General features: G+C 39.5%; 17 protein-coding genes, 2 tRNA genes and 2 pseudogenes. 12 read left to right on the top strand and 9 right to left on the bottom strand.

The window, feature by feature from the left end; translation table 11 throughout:
* Positions 1-4: 4 nt before the first annotated feature.
* Both MB380_RS16870 and MB380_RS16865 read left to right on the top strand, forming a co-directional pair.
* Positions 5-1,042 (top strand): annotated as a pseudogene (locus MB380_RS16870) (YhcG family protein).
* Positions 1,029-2,009, top strand: a complete 981-nt coding sequence (locus tag MB380_RS16865; protein ID WP_253528494.1) for a restriction endonuclease subunit S — start codon at positions 1,029-1,031, stop codon at positions 2,007-2,009. Before MB380_RS16870 ends, MB380_RS16865 begins: the two are co-directional and overlap by 14 nt.
* On the opposite strand, the gene MB380_RS16860 is transcribed toward MB380_RS16865, so the two are convergent.
* Complete coding sequence (locus tag MB380_RS16860; RefSeq protein WP_253528491.1) at positions 1,983-3,473, bottom strand: IS1634 family transposase; 1,491 nt, start codon at positions 3,471-3,473, stop codon at positions 1,983-1,985. The two genes, MB380_RS16865 and MB380_RS16860, sit on opposite strands and share 27 nt — an antisense overlap.
* 128 nt (positions 3,474-3,601) lie before the next feature.
* On the opposite strand from MB380_RS16860, the gene MB380_RS16855 reads away from it, so the two are divergent.
* Genes MB380_RS16855 through MB380_RS16845 form a run of 3 tightly spaced genes read left to right on the top strand, consistent with a single transcriptional unit; the run spans position 3,602 to position 6,683 of the window.
* A complete protein-coding gene (locus MB380_RS16855) occupies positions 3,602-3,979 on the top strand; it encodes a restriction endonuclease subunit S (RefSeq protein WP_253528472.1) in 378 nt (125 codons plus the stop codon).
* A 2-nt stretch (positions 3,980-3,981) separates the two neighbouring features.
* The gene (locus tag MB380_RS16850) at positions 3,982-5,046 is read left to right on the top strand and encodes an AAA family ATPase (protein ID WP_253528458.1); all 1,065 of its coding nucleotides are present in this window, start codon (positions 3,982-3,984) and stop codon (positions 5,044-5,046) included.
* Between the two features lie 5 nt (positions 5,047-5,051).
* Entirely contained in the window at positions 5,052-6,683 is a 1,632-nt protein-coding gene (locus MB380_RS16845; RefSeq protein ID WP_253528455.1) for a type I restriction-modification system subunit M, read from the top strand.
* A 238-nt stretch (positions 6,684-6,921) separates the two neighbouring features.
* Here the strand turns inward: MB380_RS16845 and MB380_RS16840 are convergent, their stop codons facing one another.
* Positions 6,922-7,638, bottom strand: coding sequence for a hypothetical protein (locus MB380_RS16840; protein ID WP_253528422.1), 717 nt, complete (start codon positions 7,636-7,638; stop codon positions 6,922-6,924).
* Between the two features lie 239 nt (positions 7,639-7,877).
* Between MB380_RS16840 and MB380_RS16835 the strand changes: the two genes are divergently transcribed.
* Complete coding sequence (locus MB380_RS16835; RefSeq protein ID WP_253528420.1) at positions 7,878-8,021, top strand: hypothetical protein; 144 nt, start codon at positions 7,878-7,880, stop codon at positions 8,019-8,021.
* A 48-nt stretch (positions 8,022-8,069) separates the two neighbouring features.
* Positions 8,070-8,969: pseudogene (locus MB380_RS21985) on the top strand (recombinase family protein); the annotation flags it as partial.
* A 616-nt stretch (positions 8,970-9,585) separates the two neighbouring features.
* On the opposite strand, the gene MB380_RS16830 reads toward MB380_RS21985, so the two are convergent.
* The 4 genes from MB380_RS16830 to MB380_RS16815 form a co-directional block, all read right to left on the bottom strand.
* A tRNA-Pro gene (locus MB380_RS16830) sits at positions 9,586-9,659 on the bottom strand.
* Positions 9,660-9,748: 89 nt separating this feature from the next.
* Positions 9,749-9,836: transfer RNA gene (locus MB380_RS16825), tRNA-Ser, on the bottom strand.
* Positions 9,837-9,922: 86 nt separating this feature from the next.
* Positions 9,923-10,669, bottom strand: a complete 747-nt coding sequence (locus MB380_RS16820; RefSeq protein ID WP_253528417.1) for an energy transducer TonB — start codon at positions 10,667-10,669, stop codon at positions 9,923-9,925.
* Between the two features lie 14 nt (positions 10,670-10,683).
* Entirely contained in the window at positions 10,684-12,192 is a 1,509-nt protein-coding gene (locus tag MB380_RS16815) for an acetyl/propionyl/methylcrotonyl-CoA carboxylase subunit alpha (RefSeq protein ID WP_253528400.1), read from the bottom strand.
* Positions 12,193-12,456: 264 nt separating this feature from the next.
* On the opposite strand from MB380_RS16815, the gene MB380_RS16810 reads away from it, so the two are divergent.
* Entirely contained in the window at positions 12,457-13,719 is a 1,263-nt protein-coding gene (locus tag MB380_RS16810) for a pyridoxal phosphate-dependent aminotransferase family protein (protein WP_101725918.1), read from the top strand.
* Between the two features lie 236 nt (positions 13,720-13,955).
* On the top strand, positions 13,956-14,132 hold the full coding sequence (locus tag MB380_RS16805; protein WP_101725917.1) for a histone H1: 177 nt from the start codon (positions 13,956-13,958) through the stop codon (positions 14,130-14,132).
* Between the two features lie 62 nt (positions 14,133-14,194).
* Here the strand turns inward: MB380_RS16805 and MB380_RS16800 are convergent, their stop codons facing one another.
* The gene (locus MB380_RS16800; RefSeq protein WP_253528398.1) at positions 14,195-14,602 is read right to left on the bottom strand and encodes a MaoC family dehydratase; all 408 of its coding nucleotides are present in this window, start codon (positions 14,600-14,602) and stop codon (positions 14,195-14,197) included.
* 183 nt (positions 14,603-14,785) lie between these two features.
* Positions 14,786-15,481, bottom strand: a complete 696-nt coding sequence (locus tag MB380_RS16795) for a hypothetical protein (protein WP_253528382.1) — start codon at positions 15,479-15,481, stop codon at positions 14,786-14,788.
* Between the two features lie 102 nt (positions 15,482-15,583).
* On the opposite strand from MB380_RS16795, the gene MB380_RS16790 reads away from it, so the two are divergent.
* Positions 15,584-16,471, top strand: a complete 888-nt coding sequence (locus tag MB380_RS16790; RefSeq protein ID WP_253528379.1) for a hypothetical protein — start codon at positions 15,584-15,586, stop codon at positions 16,469-16,471.
* Positions 16,461-17,420, top strand: coding sequence for a tRNA (adenosine(37)-N6)-dimethylallyltransferase MiaA (miaA, locus tag MB380_RS16785; RefSeq protein ID WP_253528376.1), 960 nt, complete (start codon positions 16,461-16,463; stop codon positions 17,418-17,420). Before MB380_RS16790 ends, miaA begins: the two co-directional genes overlap by 11 nt.
* 30 nt (positions 17,421-17,450) lie before the next feature.
* Here miaA and MB380_RS16780 read toward each other — a convergent pair whose 3' ends face one another.
* Positions 17,451-18,827, bottom strand: coding sequence for a glycoside hydrolase family 30 beta sandwich domain-containing protein (locus tag MB380_RS16780; protein WP_253528373.1), 1,377 nt, complete (start codon positions 18,825-18,827; stop codon positions 17,451-17,453).
* A gap of 184 nt (positions 18,828-19,011) precedes the next feature.
* Between MB380_RS16780 and MB380_RS16775 the strand changes: the two genes are divergently transcribed.
* The gene (locus tag MB380_RS16775; RefSeq protein ID WP_253528370.1) at positions 19,012-19,995 is read left to right on the top strand and encodes a nucleoside hydrolase; all 984 of its coding nucleotides are present in this window, start codon (positions 19,012-19,014) and stop codon (positions 19,993-19,995) included.
* Positions 19,996-20,006: the final 11 nt, after the last annotated feature.

Raw genomic sequence — 20,006 nt, 5'->3', positions numbered from 1 at the left:
AAAAATGAGTAATCAACCTCAAATAAATATAAATACTTCGGATTATCGGAAGATTTTACATCAAGCGATAAGCCAAATTAACACCGCCCGAACGCTAATTGCAAAGCAGGTAAACAGTACTGCAAATTCCGTATATTGGAATTTGGGAAAACTACTCTTTGAAAAACAGTTAGAAGAAGGTTACGGTAGTGGTATTGTAAAACAATTATCTATTGACCTCAAAAATGAATTTCCCGATATGGGTTTATAGCCACGCAACTTGTGGAATATGAAACGCTTTTATGAGCGTTATTATCAAGCAGATGCAAAACTGCTACAGGGCGCAGCAGTTTTACCTTGGGGACATAATTTGTTGTTATTAGACAAAGTCCAATCTCTTTCTGCTGTTGCGTTTTATGCCAATGAAGTAGCTGTAAAAGGATGGTCAAGAGATTTATTACTCAACGCCATCAAAATGGACAGCTATAGCCGTGCCGAAAATCAACTAAAGACTAACAATTTCCGCAATACATTACCGGAAATAAGTGCCGAATATGCCAACGAAGTATTTAAAAGCTCGTACAATCTTGGGTTTTTGGGTATTACAGAACCCGTAAAAGAGCTGGAATTAGAAAACAGGTTGATAACCAAAATCAGAGCTTTTGTATTGGAATTAGGCAAAGGGTTTTCATTTATAGGTAACCAATACCGATTGGAATACAACAACAAAGAGTACTTTGTAGATATGCTTTTCTTCCACAGAGGATTACAGTCTTTGGTGGCTATTGAATTAAAGATTGGCAGTTTTAAAGCCGAATACGTAGGCTAAATGAACTTGTATCTTTCCCTATTGGATAAATTGGAGAAAGGCGAAAACGAGAATCCATCTATTGGCATTATTCTCTGTGCCGATAAAGATCATTTGGATGTGGAAATAACTTTGCAGGACATCAACAAACCTATTGGTGTAGCCGAATACCAATTGCTATTACCTATAGACGAACTGCAAGCGCTAGTATTGAACGAAATAAACGCAACAGAAGGAGATAATGAGCAAGAATAAAAAATTGATACCCGAATTGTGTTTTCCTGAGTTTGCCAAAAGTGCGGAATGGGAGGTGAAAACATTAGGGAAAGTTTGTGATATAATAAAGGGAGAACAATTAAACAGAATTGAATTAACTGAAAAAGGAAAATATCCTTGTCAAAATGGTGGAGTTAATCCATCTGGTTTCACGGATAAATTTAATTCAGAAGAAAACACAATTACAATAAGTGAAGGAGGAAACTCTTGTGGTTATGTCAACTTTATAACTTCAAAGTTTTGGCTTGGTGGTCATTGTTATAAATTAAAAACAAATAAAAAAGTTGATACACTCTTTCTCTTTCAAGCCCTAAAACACAATGAAGAAAAAATAATGAGATTGAGAGTTGGTTCGGGACTTCCAAATATTCAACTAAATGCAATTCGTAATTTTGAATTCGTAATTTGTAATTCTCTACCAGAACAACAAAAAATCGCTTCTTGTCTTTCTGCATTAGATGAAGTAATTGTAGCACACAGCCAAAAGTTAGATTTACTTAAAGACCACAAAAAAGGCTTGATGCAAAACCTTTTTCCGCAAGAGGGAGAGAAAGTTCCGAAATTGAGGTTTAAAGTGTTTGAGAAAGATGGGGAGTGGGTGGAGAAAACGCTGGGAGATGTAGTTAAATACTTTAAAGGTTTTGCCTTTCAGTCTAAAGATTATACTTCTAAGGGAAGAAGAATAATAAGGGTTTCTGATATGGGTTTTAATTACATCAAGAATGAAGATAACGCTATTTACATAAATGAAGGTGATGCCGTTCAATATGAAAAGTGGAAATTGAAAAAAAATGATTTAATAATCACAACAGTTGGGTCTAAACCACCTATGTATGATTCATTGGTAGGAAGAACAATTATAGTTGAATCAAAAGATGAAAATGCTTTACTAAATCAAAATGCTCCTGACTTGTTCAAATTAGGTCAGCAAGTTAATTTTTCTTAGGATTTCCATGATTACTGGGTTTAGATTTGCCTTTATTTTTATTTCTTTTCCTGTAATCTTGTTTTTTAGCCTTGCCGTTGTTATCCTTTTACATTCATGGATACATTTGCGGATGGATTTGTTTGTTTGAAGTTCTATGTGCTTGGATATAACCAGTGCTGTAAAGCAAATTAACAGATGTAGCTTGATAGGTTCTTCTTTGTAGTGAAATATGGGTCTTGTCTGTAAATCGCTTTTAGCTATTCGGAAAGCCTGTTCTATTCTGAACAATTCGTGATAACGTTCTATGATGGTATCATTGCTGAGAAGGCTTTCTTCTATATTGGTATAATAGCCTTTGATTCCCAGAATCTTTTGTGTTTTATCGATTAGTTTCTGGTTGAGTGCTATAATTTCTTCTTTCGTGGTGGTGAACTTTAGCTTTTTGTTTTTGGAGGGGTTTTCGATGATGTATTTAGCATTTTCTATTTGCTTTTCCATTTCATACTTATCCTTACGATACCTGACTGTGGAGTAGCTGCAAACCAAATATCCTTTGTCTGTTTTGATGCGGATGCTTTTGCCATCTTCACGCAAAATACTTTTGTCTATTGCCTCTATCAACTCATGGGAAAGATTACCTAATCTGGCTCCTACAATGTAGCTGATGTCATTTTCTCTTAGCGCCTCAATGTTTTCGGTACTAATCATTGCCGCATCAGCCACTACTGTAAAGTTTTTTACCTTATTTTTAAGGATGAAACTTTTTACAGCGGGAATGATGGTATGCCCCTCGAAAGTATTGCCAGCAAAGACTTCGTAAGCTATCGGAAATCCCTCTTTACTGACCATTAGTGCCACTAAAATTTGTGGTTGTTGGAATTTATTATCTTTAGAAAATCCATTCTTACGCAATTCATCTTCTTCAAAAGTCTCAAAGTACAAGGTAGTGACATCATAAAACAATAAGTCATAATTAAAGGCATAATGCTTCCTGGCAAATGCGAGAGCAATGCCCTCGGCTTTCGACTTTAGTTTAAGCCACTCAGGAGCAGTCTTATAATAATTTTGTCTGCGATGTTTGATACCAAAATATTCCTCCAGAAGCGCAATAGAACGAAGTTTAGAGGCCGGTTCCATTATCCGCATAATGACCAAATCCAGAAGCAGAGTATTGTTTAGCTTGTCAAAACCGATGGCAAGGATAATTTTGGATAGTACATCATAAAGAAAAGTATAATGAACCCCGATAAATTCGGTTTGTCTGATATAAAATACATTGCCTGATTGCTGGTCTTCAAAGAGAAAAAGTTGTTTAGAGATTTTTTCAATAAAATCATTAGCAAGAACAAGTAGGTCAGATTTCTCCTGCTCGTTACGAGCAGTGCCGATGTGGCGAACAATGACTCGCTTCCTGTTTTCAATCTTATAAACCTGGATAGAAACCGAACTTTCTGAATATTTTATTTGCCTGATTTTATACATTTTGACCCATTAGGTCAGCAAATTACAAAATTACTAGAGTTAATATACTCTATTTCAGCAACTTATGATTTTAAATTTAAGAGGTGGACAAGTCGGGAATAATCACAACAGTTGGGTCTAAACCACCTATGTATGATTCATTGGTAGGAAGAACAATTATAGTTGAATCAAAAGATGAAAATGCTTTACTAAATCAAAATGCTGTTTGCTTAAGGGCAAATTCAAAAATTTCCCAAGAGTTCTTAAATACTCTATTTAAAAAAAACGAGTATGTAGCTTTTATTGAGTCTATTATTCGTGGCAACGCTAATCAAGGTTCCATTGCTTTAGAAGATTTGTTCAAATATAAATTTTTTCAACCTAAGAACACCGAAGAACAACAAAAAATCGCTTCTTGTTTTTCAGCATTAGATGAATTAATAACGGCACAAGCCGAGAAAATAGAACAATTGAAACAACACAAAAAAGGATTGATGCAGGGTTTGTTTCCTAAAATGAATGATTAATAATGAGTACAGTAACTGAAATAGCACAACAAGTTAGAGATGTAGGCGAATACATTGTCTGTATTTATGCTTTTAATGCTACAGGAAAAACCAGATTGTCTGTTGCTTACAAAGACTTTACAAAAGCCGAAAATGATGGCAACCATTCGGGAGTTTATTATAACGCATACAGCGAAGACCTGTTTATTTGGGATAATGATGAGGAGAACAATAACAGTAATCTCAAATTGGACATTAAAAAAAGTAGTTTAAACAAGCTATACAACCTGCTTACGGAAGAAAGTATCCAAGCAGAATTGGTTGCTTATAATATGGGTTACAAGTTTCGGTTTAACCTCAATCCAGACCCTGAGATTGGCATTGATTCAATAACATTCTTTTTGGAAGAAGATGAAAATACTGCCATTAAAATATCAAGAGGCGAAGAACGAATTTTTATTTGGTGTTTTTTCCTGGCGATGTTCAAAATAGAAGGTTGGGCAGATGTGCAAGATGCCCATTTCTTTATAGATGATCCTGTTTCCAGTTTAGACGACAACAATATCTTTCTCACAGCCGACACCATTATGCGGTTAATAGAAGATAATTTTGAAAGCAATCGAAAAATTATCCTTACAACACACCACATCGGATTATTTTCAGTTTTGTTTGACCGCCTAAATCACGGAGAAAAAAGCGGGAGATATAAACAAAATGCAAAATCCTTTATGCTGAAAAGACAAGGGAAAGAATTAGAGTTGAAGGAATTCAAAAATGAGGTTTTCCTTTTTCATCTTCATCTTTTGCAGGTTTTAGATGAAGCAAGAAAGACACAATTATTCACATACCATTTTGTATTGCTAAGACAGTTGCTGGAAAATATCGTTTCGTTTTTAGGCAAAAGTCAAATAAAATTTGTCTTGGAACAAATTATAATAAAGAATCCCGAAGAAACCATAAATATGCTCAATTCATTATCTCATAAAAGAGTATTCGTTCCACAGTTCAATGAAATGAATGAAAAAGAGACAGAAGTCTTTAATGAGGTTTTTGAGAAGTTAATAGCTAGATACAATTTTAGATTTTAATCAGTATGACAACAAAACAACAACATAAAAAATTAGGCGATACACTTTGGAACATTGCGAATGACTTACGGGGAGCAATGAATGCAGATGATTTCCGTGATTATATGCTTTCATTTCTCTTTCTTCGATATTTATCGTTTAATTACGAGGAAGCAGCTAAAAAAGAACTGGGAAAGGATTATCCTGAAATTAAATCAAAAGATTTAAGACCCGATTTTGTAATTCCGCCACCGTTAGAAGAATGGTACAAAAATAATGAGGAAGACGTAGAAGAGTTTGAAGAACAGATGCGTAGAAAAGTGCATTATGTTATAGAGCCTAAATATCTGTGGAGCAACATTACCGAATTGGCTCGTACTCAAAATGGAGAATTATTAGTAATTTTAGAGGATGCTTTTAGATTTATCGAAAACAAATCGTTTGGTACTACCTTTAAAGGTCTTTTTTCTGAAATTAATCTCAACTCGGAGAAGTTAGGGAAAACACCCAAAGAAAGGAATGATAAACTTTGTAAAGTAATTGGAAAGATTGCCGAAGGGATTGCCGATTTTTCAACGGATACCGATACACTTGGAGATGCTTATGAATATTTGATTGGAAAATTTGCTGCAGGTTCAGGGAAAAAAGCAGGAGAATTTTATACACCGCAAGAAGTTTCGACCATTCTTTCCGAAATAGTTACTTTAGACAGTCAGGATCCTACAACAGGCCTGAAACCGAAATTGGATAAAGTGCTGGATATGGCTTGCGGTTCGGGATCTTTGCTTTTGAATGTTCGTAATCAATTAAAGAACGCTAAGGGAAGTATTGGTAAAATTTACGGTCAGGAAAAGAATATTACCACTTACAACCTTGCCCGAATGAATATGTTATTGCACGGAATGAAAGATACCGAGTTTGAGATATTCCACGGTGATACATTGCTCAATCAATGGGATTTACTCAATGAAATGAACCCAAGCAAAAAAACAGAGTTTGATGCCATAGTTGCCAACCCGCCATTTAGTTTGCGTTGGGAACCCAACGAAGCAATGGGAGAAGATTTTCGTTTCAAAAGCTATGGCTTAGCTCCCAAATCGGCAGCTGACTTTGCATTTCTATTGCACGGCTTTCACTTTCTTGGTAAAGAAGGGACGATGGCAATTATTTTGCCACACGGAGTGCTGTTCCGCGGTGGTGCAGAAGAACGAATAAGAACGAAGTTATTGAAGGACAACCATATTGATACGGTTATTGGCTTGCCTCCTAATTTGTTCTATTCTACGGGTATTCCTGTTTGTATTTTGGTATTGAAAAAATGTAAAAAGCAAGAGGATGTATTATTCATCAATGCAGCTGAACATTACGAAAAAGAAAAGCGACAAAATTCACTTAGTGAGAAACATATTAAAAATATTGTAGAAACTTACCAATTTCGAAGTGAAAGAGAGCGGTATTCACGCAAAGTTTCAATGGGCGAAATTGAAAAAAACGGGTATAATTTGAATATTTCCCGTTATGTAAGTACAGCAGCAGATAATGTGATTATTGACTTAAAAGAGGTGCATTGGGAATTGGAAAAAATTGAACGAAAAATCAGTAGCAGTACCAACAAACACAATGAATATTTGAAAGAATTGGGATTGAAAACAATATAAAAGTCCTTGGACAATTGGTCTTAAATGCGAAAAAGATATAGAATTTACGGAAAGGACATTGTAACCTACAAATTCGAAAAATAATTGATATTAGTTCCACAAAAACAACACAGCCCAATGCTTTTATCTTTAAAAAAACTCAGTATTCAGCCGATACAGCTTTTCCCTGAAAACTTTAAAATAAAGAATTGATGAATTATAATACTAATAATTTATGAAAGTGTGTATGAAGAGGCATTTATTTACCAATCTTTCTTAAAGAATTCAACCACTTCTCAACCATCTTTTTTATTTCACCAGCATCATTGTTACGATAGTGTTTTTGCAAATAAGCTAAAAACTCTGTTTGCGTATTGCTGGTTTCCCATTCCATAACCGTGAGGCTAAACATAGACCATTTCTTTGTCTCCTGCATAAAACCATATAAAGGTAAATATGGTGGGGCATAATACAAAGAGCTTTCAACTAGCTCATCGAAAAAAGGCTTAGTAAATGCTAGTTTCATATCCTGCACCACATCAAAGGCTATACGATACCTGCAACCTTCTCTAACCATTACAGCAAATGCAGGCATACCCTTGTCCTGAAAGAAGGTGTACATATAATCGATAAAGCTTTCTTCCATAATGTCACAGACGTCCTTGCTATAAAAAGCATATTCCCGTTTGAAGAGGTCTAGTGAGAAATCGTTTGGGTGCTTATTAATGACAAAATCAATAACCTCATTTTCTCTAGCTGCAATTTCTTCAATAGAGAGGCCGCGGCTTAATCCAGCTGCAGAGAGGAAATACCTTGGTTTTGAAAAGAGTTCAAAATAGTAACTCTTAAAGAAGAGGGTCTTGCGCTCAAAGGTCACCTGAACATACAAAGGATAGGTTAGCTTGCCATGTAGATAAACCTGCTTTAATCGGTCGTTCAGGTAAGTTTTGTAACTAACTTTGTATACTTTACTCATTTTGTCGTTATTTACTCGTTTTTAGCTTACTTACACTACAGCATATTTCTATATAACAAAGGACGTCAGATTTCCCCAAAAAAGATGGCAGTACTTTAGATTTCCTCCAGAGACTTCACAAAGATAGTAAAAAGGTTATGATAAAATTTGGAATGTCAAAACATATTACTATATTAGCTTTCTGAAAGGTGTCCTTCTGCACGAAGGTTTGTGTGAATGATTTAATGAGGAGGTGCAAAATGGAAAAACTAAAACCAGAACAGGCAGTGGAACTGCTGCGCAAAAAAGGAATTGAAATATCTTTAGAACAGGCTGTAGCTATTCTTGAATTCTTGCATTTATTGGCGAATATCCTGATCGCACAATATCTGAAAAAGCATTAAGGTTATATCCTCTAATTAGCCTATTAATGATTTTAATCCGATCTGAGTATGAAAGTAGCTGATTTGTACATACGCGTAAGTACGGACGAACAAGCTGATAAAGGCTACTCACAGCGTAGCCAGGAAGAACTGTTGCGCAAGTATTGCGATATTAACAACATTACCATCCGTAGAGTAATGTTTGAAGACCATTCTGCAAAGACCTTTGCCCGCCTGGAATGGAAGGCGTATTTGTTAGAGCTGAAAAAGCACAAAGGAAAGGCCGATGTGGTCTTATTTCTTAAATGGGACAGGTTCAGCCGCAATGCCGGAGATGCCTATCAGATGATTAACACCCTGCGCAAATTGGGTGTAGAACCTCAGGCAATAGAACAGCCGTTGGATTTATCTATTCCTGAGAACAAGATGATGCTGGCCTTTTATCTGGCCGCACCGGAGGTAGAGAATGATCGAAGGGCATTAAATGTTATTCACGGAATGCGAAGGGCGAGAAAAGAAGGTCGTTATATGGGGCTGGCTCCGATTGGTTATGTCAACAAGACTGATGAAGCAGGAAGGAAGTACATTGCCATCCATGAACCACAAGCAGGTATTTTGCGGTGGTCTTTTGAGGAAGTAGCTAAAGGAGTATATAATACTGAGCAGATTTTCAAAATGGCAAAAGCAAAGGGATTTAGAGGAACTAAGAGTCTTTTCTGGTTTGCTATTCGAAACCCGGTTTATTGCGGAAAGATATTCATTCCCAAATACAAGGATGATGAAAGCCGCTTCGTCAAAGGCTTGCATCAGCCATTAATACAGGAAGATTTATTTTATCAGGTGCAGGACGTACTGGATGGCAGGAAACGAAACCAATACAGGCTGAAGGTAGTTTCAAACTCGACTTTGCCCCTCAGAGGATTTTTGATTTGCCCAAAATGTGGTAAAGTACTGACCGGAAGTGCATCGAAGGGTCTTACCAAGCGTTATTCGTATTACCACTGCTTTGCAGGCTGCAAATTCAGACACAGGGCTGATGCAATTAACCAACAGTTTGTTTACGAACTGAAAAAGTATATCCCACTTCCTGAAATGGCCGAATTATACAAGATTGTATTGCAGGAAGCCTGGCATAACCAAACTGCCCATTTATTAGATGATAAGGGGCAACTGCTGAAACAGATTAAGGATCTGGAAGATAAGTTATCATACACCCGTGACTTATTATCCTCTAAACAGATTGAGCCGGAAGATTTCAGGAAAATGAAAGCGGATTACAGCAGTAAGGTTGAAAAGTTGGAAGCTAAACTCAGTGGACTTTCTGAAAATGGCATAAGTATTAAAGACCTGCTTGATAAAGGGATTGACAATCTTTTAAAGCTGGATTATATTTATGAAACCGCAGATATAGACAAGAAACGGGAAGTGATTAGTTCGATGTTTCCTGAAAAATTGCATTTTGAAAATAATGCACTTCGAACTGGCAGAATAAATGAAGCTGTCAGTCTTATTTACCTGATAGACAGCGATTTAGGTGGAAACAAAAAAGGACAAGTCAAAAATAAATTTGACTTGTCCTGTAAAGTCGGGGTGGCCAGATTCGAACTGACGACCTTCTGCTCCCAAAGCAGACGCGATACCGGGCTACGCTACACCCCGAGGGCGGTATCTAAAAATTGAGAGTGCAAAGGTAGAAAACTTTATTAATAAATCAAAAATTAATTTTAAAATATTTCTACACATTCTCGCGGAGAGGGCGGGATTCGAACCCGCGGTACGCTTTAGACGTACGACAGTTTAGCAAACTGCTCCTTTCGGCCACTCAGGCACCTCTCCTTTCCCGTTTGGGATTGCAAATATACAGGGTCATTTTGTTTTAACAAAACGCAACGCCATTTTTTGTATTTTTTTTCTTAAAATATTCAGGGGTTTATTATACCTGCATTTTGAAAGGTTACAGGAATAACATGAACTACTTTTACAGGTATGCCGTCTTTCAGCGCAGGTATCCATTTGTCGAGTAATTTTACTACTCTTAATGCCTCATTGTCCAGGTCTTTATTGCCGTTCTTAAGTACTTTATGGCCAGCTGCGTTTCCGGTTTCGTCAATGGTAAAGCTAACATATACCTTGCCGGTTGCGTTCTTTTTGTGGGCTGCTACAGGGTACCTCAAATTTTTGGCAATAGTTTCATAAAGGGCATAGCTGCCACCAATTGTCAACGGTGGACGGCTTACCACGCTATAGGTGGTGTCGGTACCTTTTATAATGGCATAATTGGTTGGTGTTTTTTCAGGCCTGAAATAAACCAGCATATTGGTGCTGTAATTATACTCCTGTTCCAACCCATCTTTATCATTAAATTTCCATATACCAACCTTAGTATCTTTAGCATAATTACCGGAAGAAATGATATAGCCCAGTGAGCTAAAGGTTGTCCAGGTACTATCCATTTTATCGTTCTTGTAAAAGCCTTCCAGCGAAATCTTTCCATTTACCCATTTTTTATACGAGCCTTGCCTGTTTTTTTTGTCGTTTTTCAGTACATAGTATTCTTCCTTATAATTAGTAAACGGATTCGGCTGCGAGCTTTTGCTTACCAGTTTCAGCTCCTGGGCAGCGGTGGTCAGTATAGTTAAAGACAGCAAAAGTAAAGTGAGCGTTTTCATGTTTTATTTATTGTTTACCTTAATTTTGCCCGGTTCTGGCGCCATGGGCTTATATTGTCAACAGACACCGCCGGGTTATTCTGCGATTTAAGTTTGCCTTTGTTCGTTAGTAATTCGGCAGCCAGGGCTGCAACAATTTCCAGTTCTGTTTTGTCGGCTGGTTGTTGAAGCACCTCAGGCGTGAAGTAGAGGCTGACAAATCGGGTATCGAATTGACCACTCACAAATGCTTCGTGCTGTAAAGCAAATTTGCAGAATGGCAGGGTAGTGGCAACTCCTGTAATTTTGTATTCGTCTATGGCTCGTATCATTTTTTCAATAGCCTCGGTGCGGTCGTTGCCATAGGTAATAAGTTTGGCTATCATGGGGTCATAATAGATAGGAATTTCCATGCCTTCTTCTATGCCGTCATCTACCCGTACACCGTTCCCTTGCGGACGAACGTAGGTCTGTAAGGTACCCACGTTAGGCAGAAAATTGTTGGCAGGGTCTTCAGCGCAGACCCGCACCTCTATCGAATGACCTTTTATCTGTAAATCTTCCTGGCGGAAACTAAGCGGTTTGCCTTCTGCCACATGAATCATTTCTTTTACCAGGTCTATACCTGTAATCAGCTCTGTAACCGGGTGCTCAACCTGCAGGCGGGTATTCATTTCCAGAAAATAGAAATCCAGATTTTCATCTACAATAAATTCTACCGTACCTGCTCCATAATAATTACAGGCTTTAGCTACGTTAACGGCGCATATACCCATTGCTTCTCTGATGGCCGGTGTAAGCACTGCCGATGGCGCCTCTTCTATCACTTTCTGATGGCGGCGCTGAATGGAGCATTCACGCTCAAACAAATAGACAACGTTACCATGTTGGTCGCCAATTATCTGTATTTCAATGTGCTTGGGCTTGGTTATGTATTTTTCAATAAAGCATGAGCCATTACCAAAAGCCGATATGGCTTCTCCAACGGCGCGGTCCATCTGTTCATCAAAATCTGCTTCGCTTTCTACTACACGCATGCCCTTGCCACCGCCACCGGCACTGGCCTTTATCAGAACCGGATACCCAATTTCGGCGGCTTTGGCTTTGGCGGCATCGCGGTCTGTAATGGCATCAGGGGTGCCTGGCACCATGGGTATGTTATAGCTGGCAACGGCATGTTTGGAGGAGAGCTTATCGCCCATGATTTCAATAGACTCTGCCGATGGGCCGATAAAAATTAAGCCCACCTCTTTTACTGCTTTTGAAAACCCGGCGTTTTCTGATAAGAAACCGTATCCCGGATGAATGGCATCGGCGCCGGTCTCCCGGGCTACTGCAATGATTTTATCACCGAGCAGATATGATTCTTTAGAGGGCGGAGGACCGATACATACGGCCTCGTCGGCATATTTAACATGAGGGGCGTTTCTGTCTGCTTCTGAAAAAACGGCAACCGTTCTGATACCCATTTCCCGTGCGGTACGCATAACACGTAGCGCTATTTCACCTCTGTTGGCTACAAGAATTTTTCTGATGTCTGGCATAGTCAATTTAATGGCAGCTTTGCCAGCATTTGTTGCTGGGCAGCCTGTTTTTTGCTACTAATTAACAGTAAAATTCTGTTTGTTTTTGAAATTTAGAGCAAAAATCTTGGATATTTCCATAAAAAAAACCGGAGCCTCTGTAATGGGTTTGTTATCAATTCTAAAAAATGATACTTTTGTTAAAAAATGGAGACTTCTTCATCATTTTATTGTTAATTCAATCAGGCAACGCAATGTTACGTTCCTTCATACATACTTAACATAATGGCAAAAGATATTTTTGACAAAACAATTAGCGATTTAGGTCATATCGGCACACAGGCAAAACTGCTTAATTCTCACCACTATTATTCATTTCCAAGGCTAACCGGCGAACTGGGACCCTATATGGAGTTTAACGGCAAACGCGTTCTGAACTGGTCGCTAAACAATTATCTGGGTTTGGCCAATCATCCGGAAGTACGTAAAGCCGATACAGAGGCAGCAGAAAAATATGGTCTGGCGTACCCGATGGGAGCGCGTATGATGACCGGAAACACCGAACTGCACGAGGCGTTTGAAAAAGAGCTGGCGGCCTTTGTAGGTAAAAAAGACTCATTTTTGCTTAACTATGGTTATCAGGGGGTTATGTCGGTTATTGAGTGTATTGTAGACCGCCGGGACGTGATTGTGTATGATGCCGAAAGCCACGCCTGCCTGATAGACGGTATACGCCTGCACAAAGCCAAAGGTGGCGAATATTACAAATATGTGCACAATGATATGGAGAGCCTTGAAAAAAACCTGATAAGGGCTACCAAATTGGCTGATGAAAGAGGCGGTGGCGTTCTGGTGATAACTGAAGGGGTTTTCGGGATGTCGGGTAAAGTGGGCAGTCTTGATAAAATTGTTGAACTGAAGAAAAAATACAGCTTCCGTTTATTGGTTGACGACGCGCATGGTTTCGGAACAATGGGTGCCACCGGAGCGGGAGTACCCGAGCATTTTGGGGTTCAGGATGAAGTAGACCTGCACTTCTGTACGTTTGCCAAGTCAATGGCGGCTATAGGAGCGTTTATTGCTGCCGACCCGGATGTGGTGATGTTTCTGAAATACAATATGCGCTCTCAAACTTATGCCAAGGCATTACCTATGCCTTATGTTCTGGGTGGTATGAAACGGCTTGAACTTATAAAGAAACACCCTGAATACAAAGAAAACCTCTGGACAATTGTTAATGCACTTCAGGATGGTTTCCGTAAACGTGGTTTTGATATTGGTGATACCTCGTCGCCGGTTACCCCGGTTTTCCTGCATGGTAATTATGATTTACCTACCGTTACCAATCTGATACGTGACCTGAGAGAAAATATGGGTATTTTCTGTTCTGTTATCATTTATCCGGTAGTTCCTAAAGGGGTAATTATGCTTCGTATTATTCCTACTTCATCTCATACACTTGAGGACGTTGAATATACCATGGAGTGCTTTGAAAAAGTTCAGGCCAAGCTTAAAGCCGGTGAATATGCATCACTTACAGTGGCCTGATAAACAGGCAGAAAGGGTCTTTAAGAACGGTTTTTGTAGGCTATTTTAATATAGAAAGTAAAAAAGTCAGGCTACAACCTGACTTTTTTACTTTGTGGTACAAAAATATGCTGTTTTTTATAGTATTTTCTTTAGAAAAATTTGTAATATTTATCAATATCTCTAACTTGCAAGTGCTAATAATTCATAGTTTGAGTAAGTAATTCTATTTTTTAACCAAATCTGTTACAATTACCATGAATAAGTACAAAGAACTTAGTGACCTAGTTGCTTCTCTGCAAGGGGATTTTGACAAATTTTACGACAAAGGCAATAAAGCTGCCGGCACAAGAGTAAGAGCCGGTATGGCGCAATTGGCTGCCTGGGCGAAAGCCACAAGGGCCGAAGTACAATCAATAAAAAATGCCCAATGAAAACCACATTTATTGTGAAAGAGATTAAAGAAGAAGGTGAGCTCAGTCATGAGCTTACCTTTTTATATTTTTTCGGTATGCATTAGCGTAGCCAGCCCTCTGATGGTTCGGCGAGATGTTCCTTTAATAAAAACCTCTCCGGCTATTTCAGCAATATGCTTTTCTTTGTCAACAGTCATTACCGTAAAAATTACTTCGTAGTCTGTATCTACAAACATCGGAAACAAATACTCCGTTTCCTGTTTCATATACACTGAACCTTTGCCCGGAAACTCCATACCCAATACCCTTGTAAAAACACTACTGCTTAAATGGCCATGAATAATGGGGCGTTTGAAGCGTGTTTGGGCTGCATAATCGGCGTCCAGGTGCAAGGGGTTTTTATCGCCGGTTACTTCTGCAAATTTAATGACGTCATCCTGCGAAAAACGAAATTCGTGTTTGTAGGTATCTCCGATTTCTAATGGCATAATACTGATTTTTTTGTAAGAAATTAAAAGCACAAATATATCAATTACTTGCTGATGGCCATCAAAAATTAACCAAAGACAATGAGCAGATTAAAACCAAACGCATATTTAATGCCTGCAAAACTAAAACGAGGCAGGCAATACCTATTATTTGCCTCCCTGTTTTTGCTATTAAATAAACTTTTAGTTCTTTTTGGGTTGAGAGGTACTTTGTGTGCCTGGCAAAATAATTACTTCCGGAGGGGCATTTCCGGCTTTTCTGGGGCTGGCAACCGGAGCCGTATTCTGTGCGGGCGTTGTATTTGTTTTAAGTACAGGGTCTGCATTAATTGCCGGTTCAGCATCTTTTACACCAGTATCTTTAATTGACGCTTCGGCTTGTTTGATAGACGTGGCTATTGACGCGTCAATTAATCCCTCTCTGATGGCCTGGTGATAATAGGCTATGGCTCTTTTCAGCATATCTGCCGTGGCCTGTGGTGTGGGCTGCCGCCAAGCCAGGCGGTGCAACTCAGCGCCTTGTGCCAGTGTAATTCTGGGTAACTGCCCGCGGTTCGGGTCATTGGGGTTTATGTTAATGAGTTCAATCAGATTACTTTTGGCAGGTTCATACCTCCGTATCGCTGCAAAGTCCTGAAATTTCCTGGTAAGAAAAAGCGCCCGCGACGAATAGCTAATCTGGTCTGATACTTTGCTTTCCGACTGAAATTCAGGTAATTTGGCGCACTCGCGGTACAGAAAAAAGGCGTCCCAATAACGGCCTGCTTTAAAGTAATCATCAGCCTCCTGTAATAGATAGGTACGTGTTGATTGCCCGAAAGCCGTAAAGGATATAGTTGCAATTGCCAGCATCAAGGCAAAAAAACGCAGGGTCTTCATTAGAAAACAGATTTATTATTTCCGGAAGTTTTTTAGCTATTTTGTTATTTAAACGTATAACAGATATTAAAAATTGAAGCAGCACTTAAAAATTAAATAAATTTGGAATCATTCAGTACCGAAATAGCCGCCTTTATTCAACAAAACAGTTCTGCACCGTTGCTGATTAATCCTGATGCATTCCCTTTTTCGCCATATACGTTTTTGTATCTTTCAGACAAACAAACCGTTATTCATTGTGTTAATTTAGAACCGCAGGCAAAGGATGGGGATTTCTTTAAAAGCCTGACCTTGCAATTTGCTGAATCGGGCATTAAAATTGTGCATCTTTGGGAAGACCTCTGGCTTAACCGCAAATTGGTCATACAATCAAGGTTGTTGTCTATTCTGGGTCAATCGGCTACTATTCCGGCGCGGTTGTGCCTGAGTAGGCGCATTGATAAAGCAACGCTTGACGGTTTCCTGAACGAACACCACCTGCAGATTTCTACCTCAGCCAAGTTTAAATATGGCCTGTATTTACCCAAACGTTACTTTAGGGTAATTGATACCGAGAAGAATATTTTTAGCCGGATACTGCTAAAAAATTCTGATATAACTGAAGAAATCCTGGTTGCGGTTGCCTCGTTCAGCACAGCCAGAACTTTTGTGAGAGAGGGCGTTTCTTACCGTAGTTTTGAGCTGATACGCTTTGCCAATCTGAAAGGGTTTACGGTAGTAGGTGGTTTTGATAAACTACTGCAGGCGTTTATTAAAGAACAAAAGCCTGATGATATTATGACATACGCAGATGCTGATTGGTCAGACGGGGCTAGTTATGAAAAACTGGGTTTTGAAAGGTTGCAATTATTACCGCCCAAAGCCTTTGAGTTGGATGAAAACCTGAACAGACTATGGAACCCAAAGGTTGGAAACAATAGCCGGAAAGTCTGGAACGCCGGAAGCTGGAAGTATTTACTAAAATTAAAAGAACCGGTAAATGAGCAATAAACCGAGACTGATAGTGCTTTTAGGGCCGACGGCATCGGGCAAAACCCGGCTTGCTGTTGAGCTTGCTGTAAGGATTGACGGCGAAATTATCAGTGCCGATAGCCGACAAGTGTACAAAGGAATGAACATAGGTACTGGCAAAGACTATGAAGATTATACGCATAGCTCCGGAAAAGTAATTCCGTATCATCTGATTGATATAGTTGAGGCCGGTAACGATTACCATGTAGCAAGATTCCAAAAAGATTGTATACAGGCATATCAGGATATTACTGCAAGGGGCAAAGTACCCATTCTTTGCGGTGGAACAGGTATGTATATAGAGGCAGTTTTGAAAAGCTATCAGCACACACAGGTACCTGTTAATGAAGAATGGAGAAATGAACTGGACACCCGAACCTATGAAGATTTATTGTGCCTTTTTAGGCAAGATTACCAGGTGTTTTACCCTGATGCCGATGTCTCTACTAAAAAAAGGCTAATCAGGGCTTTTGAGGTGGCAAAATTCAACAGTAGCAATAATGCCGTAAAGAAAGATAATGAAAGTATATCTGATGCAATTATTTTCGGGATACAGATACCGACCGAGATACGCCGGGAAAGAATAACCGCGCGATTATATAGCAGACTGGCCAGTGGCATGATAGAAGAAGTGCAAGGCTTACTGAATGCGGGTGTAAGCCCTGAGAAACTGGTATTTTATGGGCTTGAATATAAATTCATTACGGAATATTTGCTTGGGCATACGGCCTATGATGATATGGTAAAAAAACTGGAAGTTGCCATACACCAGTTTGCCAAGCGACAGATGACGTTCTTCAGGAGCATGGAAAAAAAAGGATTAGCTATTCACTGGCTGAATGGGATGGATAGCCTGGTGAATCTTACTGAGGAGATGATGGGGCTTGCAGAAATTAAACCCTTCCCCATGTTGGGGCGACCCACGTAGGGAAGGGTAAGGATGGGGTTTCATTCCTCTTTACCAAACATAAGTAGCCACAGACCCACCATTAAGAGCCTGGCTCAGCGTTTTGCGTTTAAAAGAAATTGTGAAAGATTGCGGTTTGTCAGATTCATTCAGTACTATCAGTACTGTTTTGCCACCTGAGGTTTTAAAGGCCACATTGGCCAGAGACAAGGTAATGTTTGAAGCTACCCGCACTGAACCCGGGCGTACAAATTTAGAGGCATGTGCCACAATATAATAAGCCGGGTTTCTGATGATAGACTTGCCAATAGTTAAGGCACCCAGGCACTCGGTGCATCCGCCATCTGTGTGCGGGTTTTGTTTCGGGTCGGCAGCCAGATTCCATTCCAGTACATTTCTGCACCAGTTTCTGGGTGCGCCAATAATGAGGTTTTTTATATGCCATTTCAGGTCTCCCGCAAAATTGCCCGGGGCACCAATCCATTGTTCGGTAAAGTACAGGTTTTTGTCAGGATGTGCTTCATGAACATCTTTCAGGGTTTCAATTGCGCCGCCGTACAGGTGGAAAGCCGAGCCATCAATATATTTACGTGCTTCGGGGTCGTTCAGAATACTGATGGGGTAATCCGGGCGGTCGGCATTGTGGTCATACAGTACAATTTTGGTTTTAATACCACTGGTTTTAAACATCGGACCCAGGTTTTTTTTGATAAAAGTGGCCTGTTCATCTGGCAGCATCAATAAACTTGGGTTGTTGCCGGGGTGCAAAGGTTCGTTTTGAATGGTTATAGCATCAATTCTGATGCCTTCTTTTTGCATGGCCTGTATGTAGCGGGTAAGGTATCTGGCATAAGCCTGGTAGTATTCGGGTTTCAGGCTGCCTCCTTTTGAGTTGCCGTTGGTTTTCATCCAAACCGGGGGCGTCCAGGGCGAACCCAGTATCTTAATTGTCGGATTAATTTTCAGTATTTGCTTCAAAACAGGAATAAGGTCTTTTTGCTCTTCAGCCAGACTGAATTTATTCATAGTCACATCGGTTTCTCCGGCAGGCAGGTCGTTATAAGTAAACACATGGTCGCTTAAATCAGATGCGCCGATGCTGATACGCAGGTAACTGATGCCTATATTGTTACCATTGGTAGCAAAAAGTTCTTTCAGTAAATTGGCCTTTTCGGTTTCGCCCAGTTTATTAATCAATGTGGCACTACCCCCTGTAAGCGTAAAGCCAAAGCCATCCATGGTCTGGAATTTCTTTGTATCATCTACAAAAATGGTGGGGCCGTCAGTTTTATCATCCACAAACTGTAAGGCCTGGGCTTGTTTTTGAAACAGGGCAGATTTATCGGCATTGGTAAGCCATACATCAACCCGTTGTGCATAAGTAAATGAAACCGCAAAAATAAAAGCTGGTAAAAGAAGGTATTTCATAGATTGGGAATGAGGTTTTCGGCAGGCAAGTTAGATAGAAATATAAAATAAACCCATTGTTTACTTGATTAGATTCAATTTTTAAATGACCCTGTGAGCATTTAATATCAGCCGTTTCTGTTTCAGTTTCTACTTTTATTTTTTATTTTTGAGAACAAGTTCAGCCTTTAACCTCTTTATATCAATGCCAAAGTTTCTTGCCATCGTACTTTGCATGCTAAGCCTGTGTCTTTCTGCTCAGAAAAGTAAGCCAGTTTCAGTTATTTTTGATACCGATATTGCACCTGATTATGACGACGTAGGCGCAATGGCCCTGCTGCATGCCCTGGCCGATGCAGGCGAAGCGAAGATTCTGGCCACTATTTCATGCAATGCCTTTGAAACCACCGCACCTACCATCAGCGTACTGAATACCTATTTCGGTCGTCCGGATATCCCGGTTGGTATTACCAAAAGAGAAAAACCCAACATGAACTGTTCGCAAAAGTGGGCAGAGTTTATAATAGATAAATATCCTCATAACTTAAAAGAAAATGCCGAAGCCACTGAGGCCGTGAAACTTTACCGCAGGATTCTGGCAAAACAGCCAGACCAGTCTGTAACTATTATAACGGTTGGCTTTTTTACCAATCTGGCCGATTTACTTGATTCCCGGCCCGATGAGTTTTCAAAACTTTCAGGAAAAGACCTCATCAGAAAAAAAGTAAAATGGCTGGTGTCTATGGCTGCCGGGCTGGATAAAAACCAGCGTTTCCGTGAATTTAATGTGCATATTGATGCCAGAGCATCGCAAAAGGTATTTACTGAATGGAATACACCAATGTTGCTCAGTGGTTTTGAGATTGGCGAGAAAATAAGAACAGGTATTCGCCTGATAAACAATGAGGATATTCAGAGCAGCCCCGTGAAAGATGCGTATCAGGTAGCTTTGGCAAAAGATAAGAACACCCAGGGGCGTAACAGCTGGGACCAGACCGCCGTTCTGGTAGCTATTAAAGGTATTGAACCCTATTTCTCTTACAGAAAGTTGAATCTGGAGATTAAGGAGGATGGCACAAATGTGCTGATACCCGGTGAGAAACTAATGTATCTGACAGAGAAAATGCCCCCTGCAGAAGTAGCAACCATCATTGAAGATTACATGATGCACCAGCCTAAAAAGAAATAGTCAATCATTTC

It is taken from the genome of Emticicia sp. 21SJ11W-3 (assembly GCF_024138715.1).
Taxonomy (GTDB): domain Bacteria; phylum Bacteroidota; class Bacteroidia; order Cytophagales; family Spirosomataceae; genus Emticicia; species Emticicia fluvialis.
The sequence above is the reverse complement of the archived record's forward strand: the minus strand, read 5'-3'. Positions and strand labels throughout refer to the sequence as shown.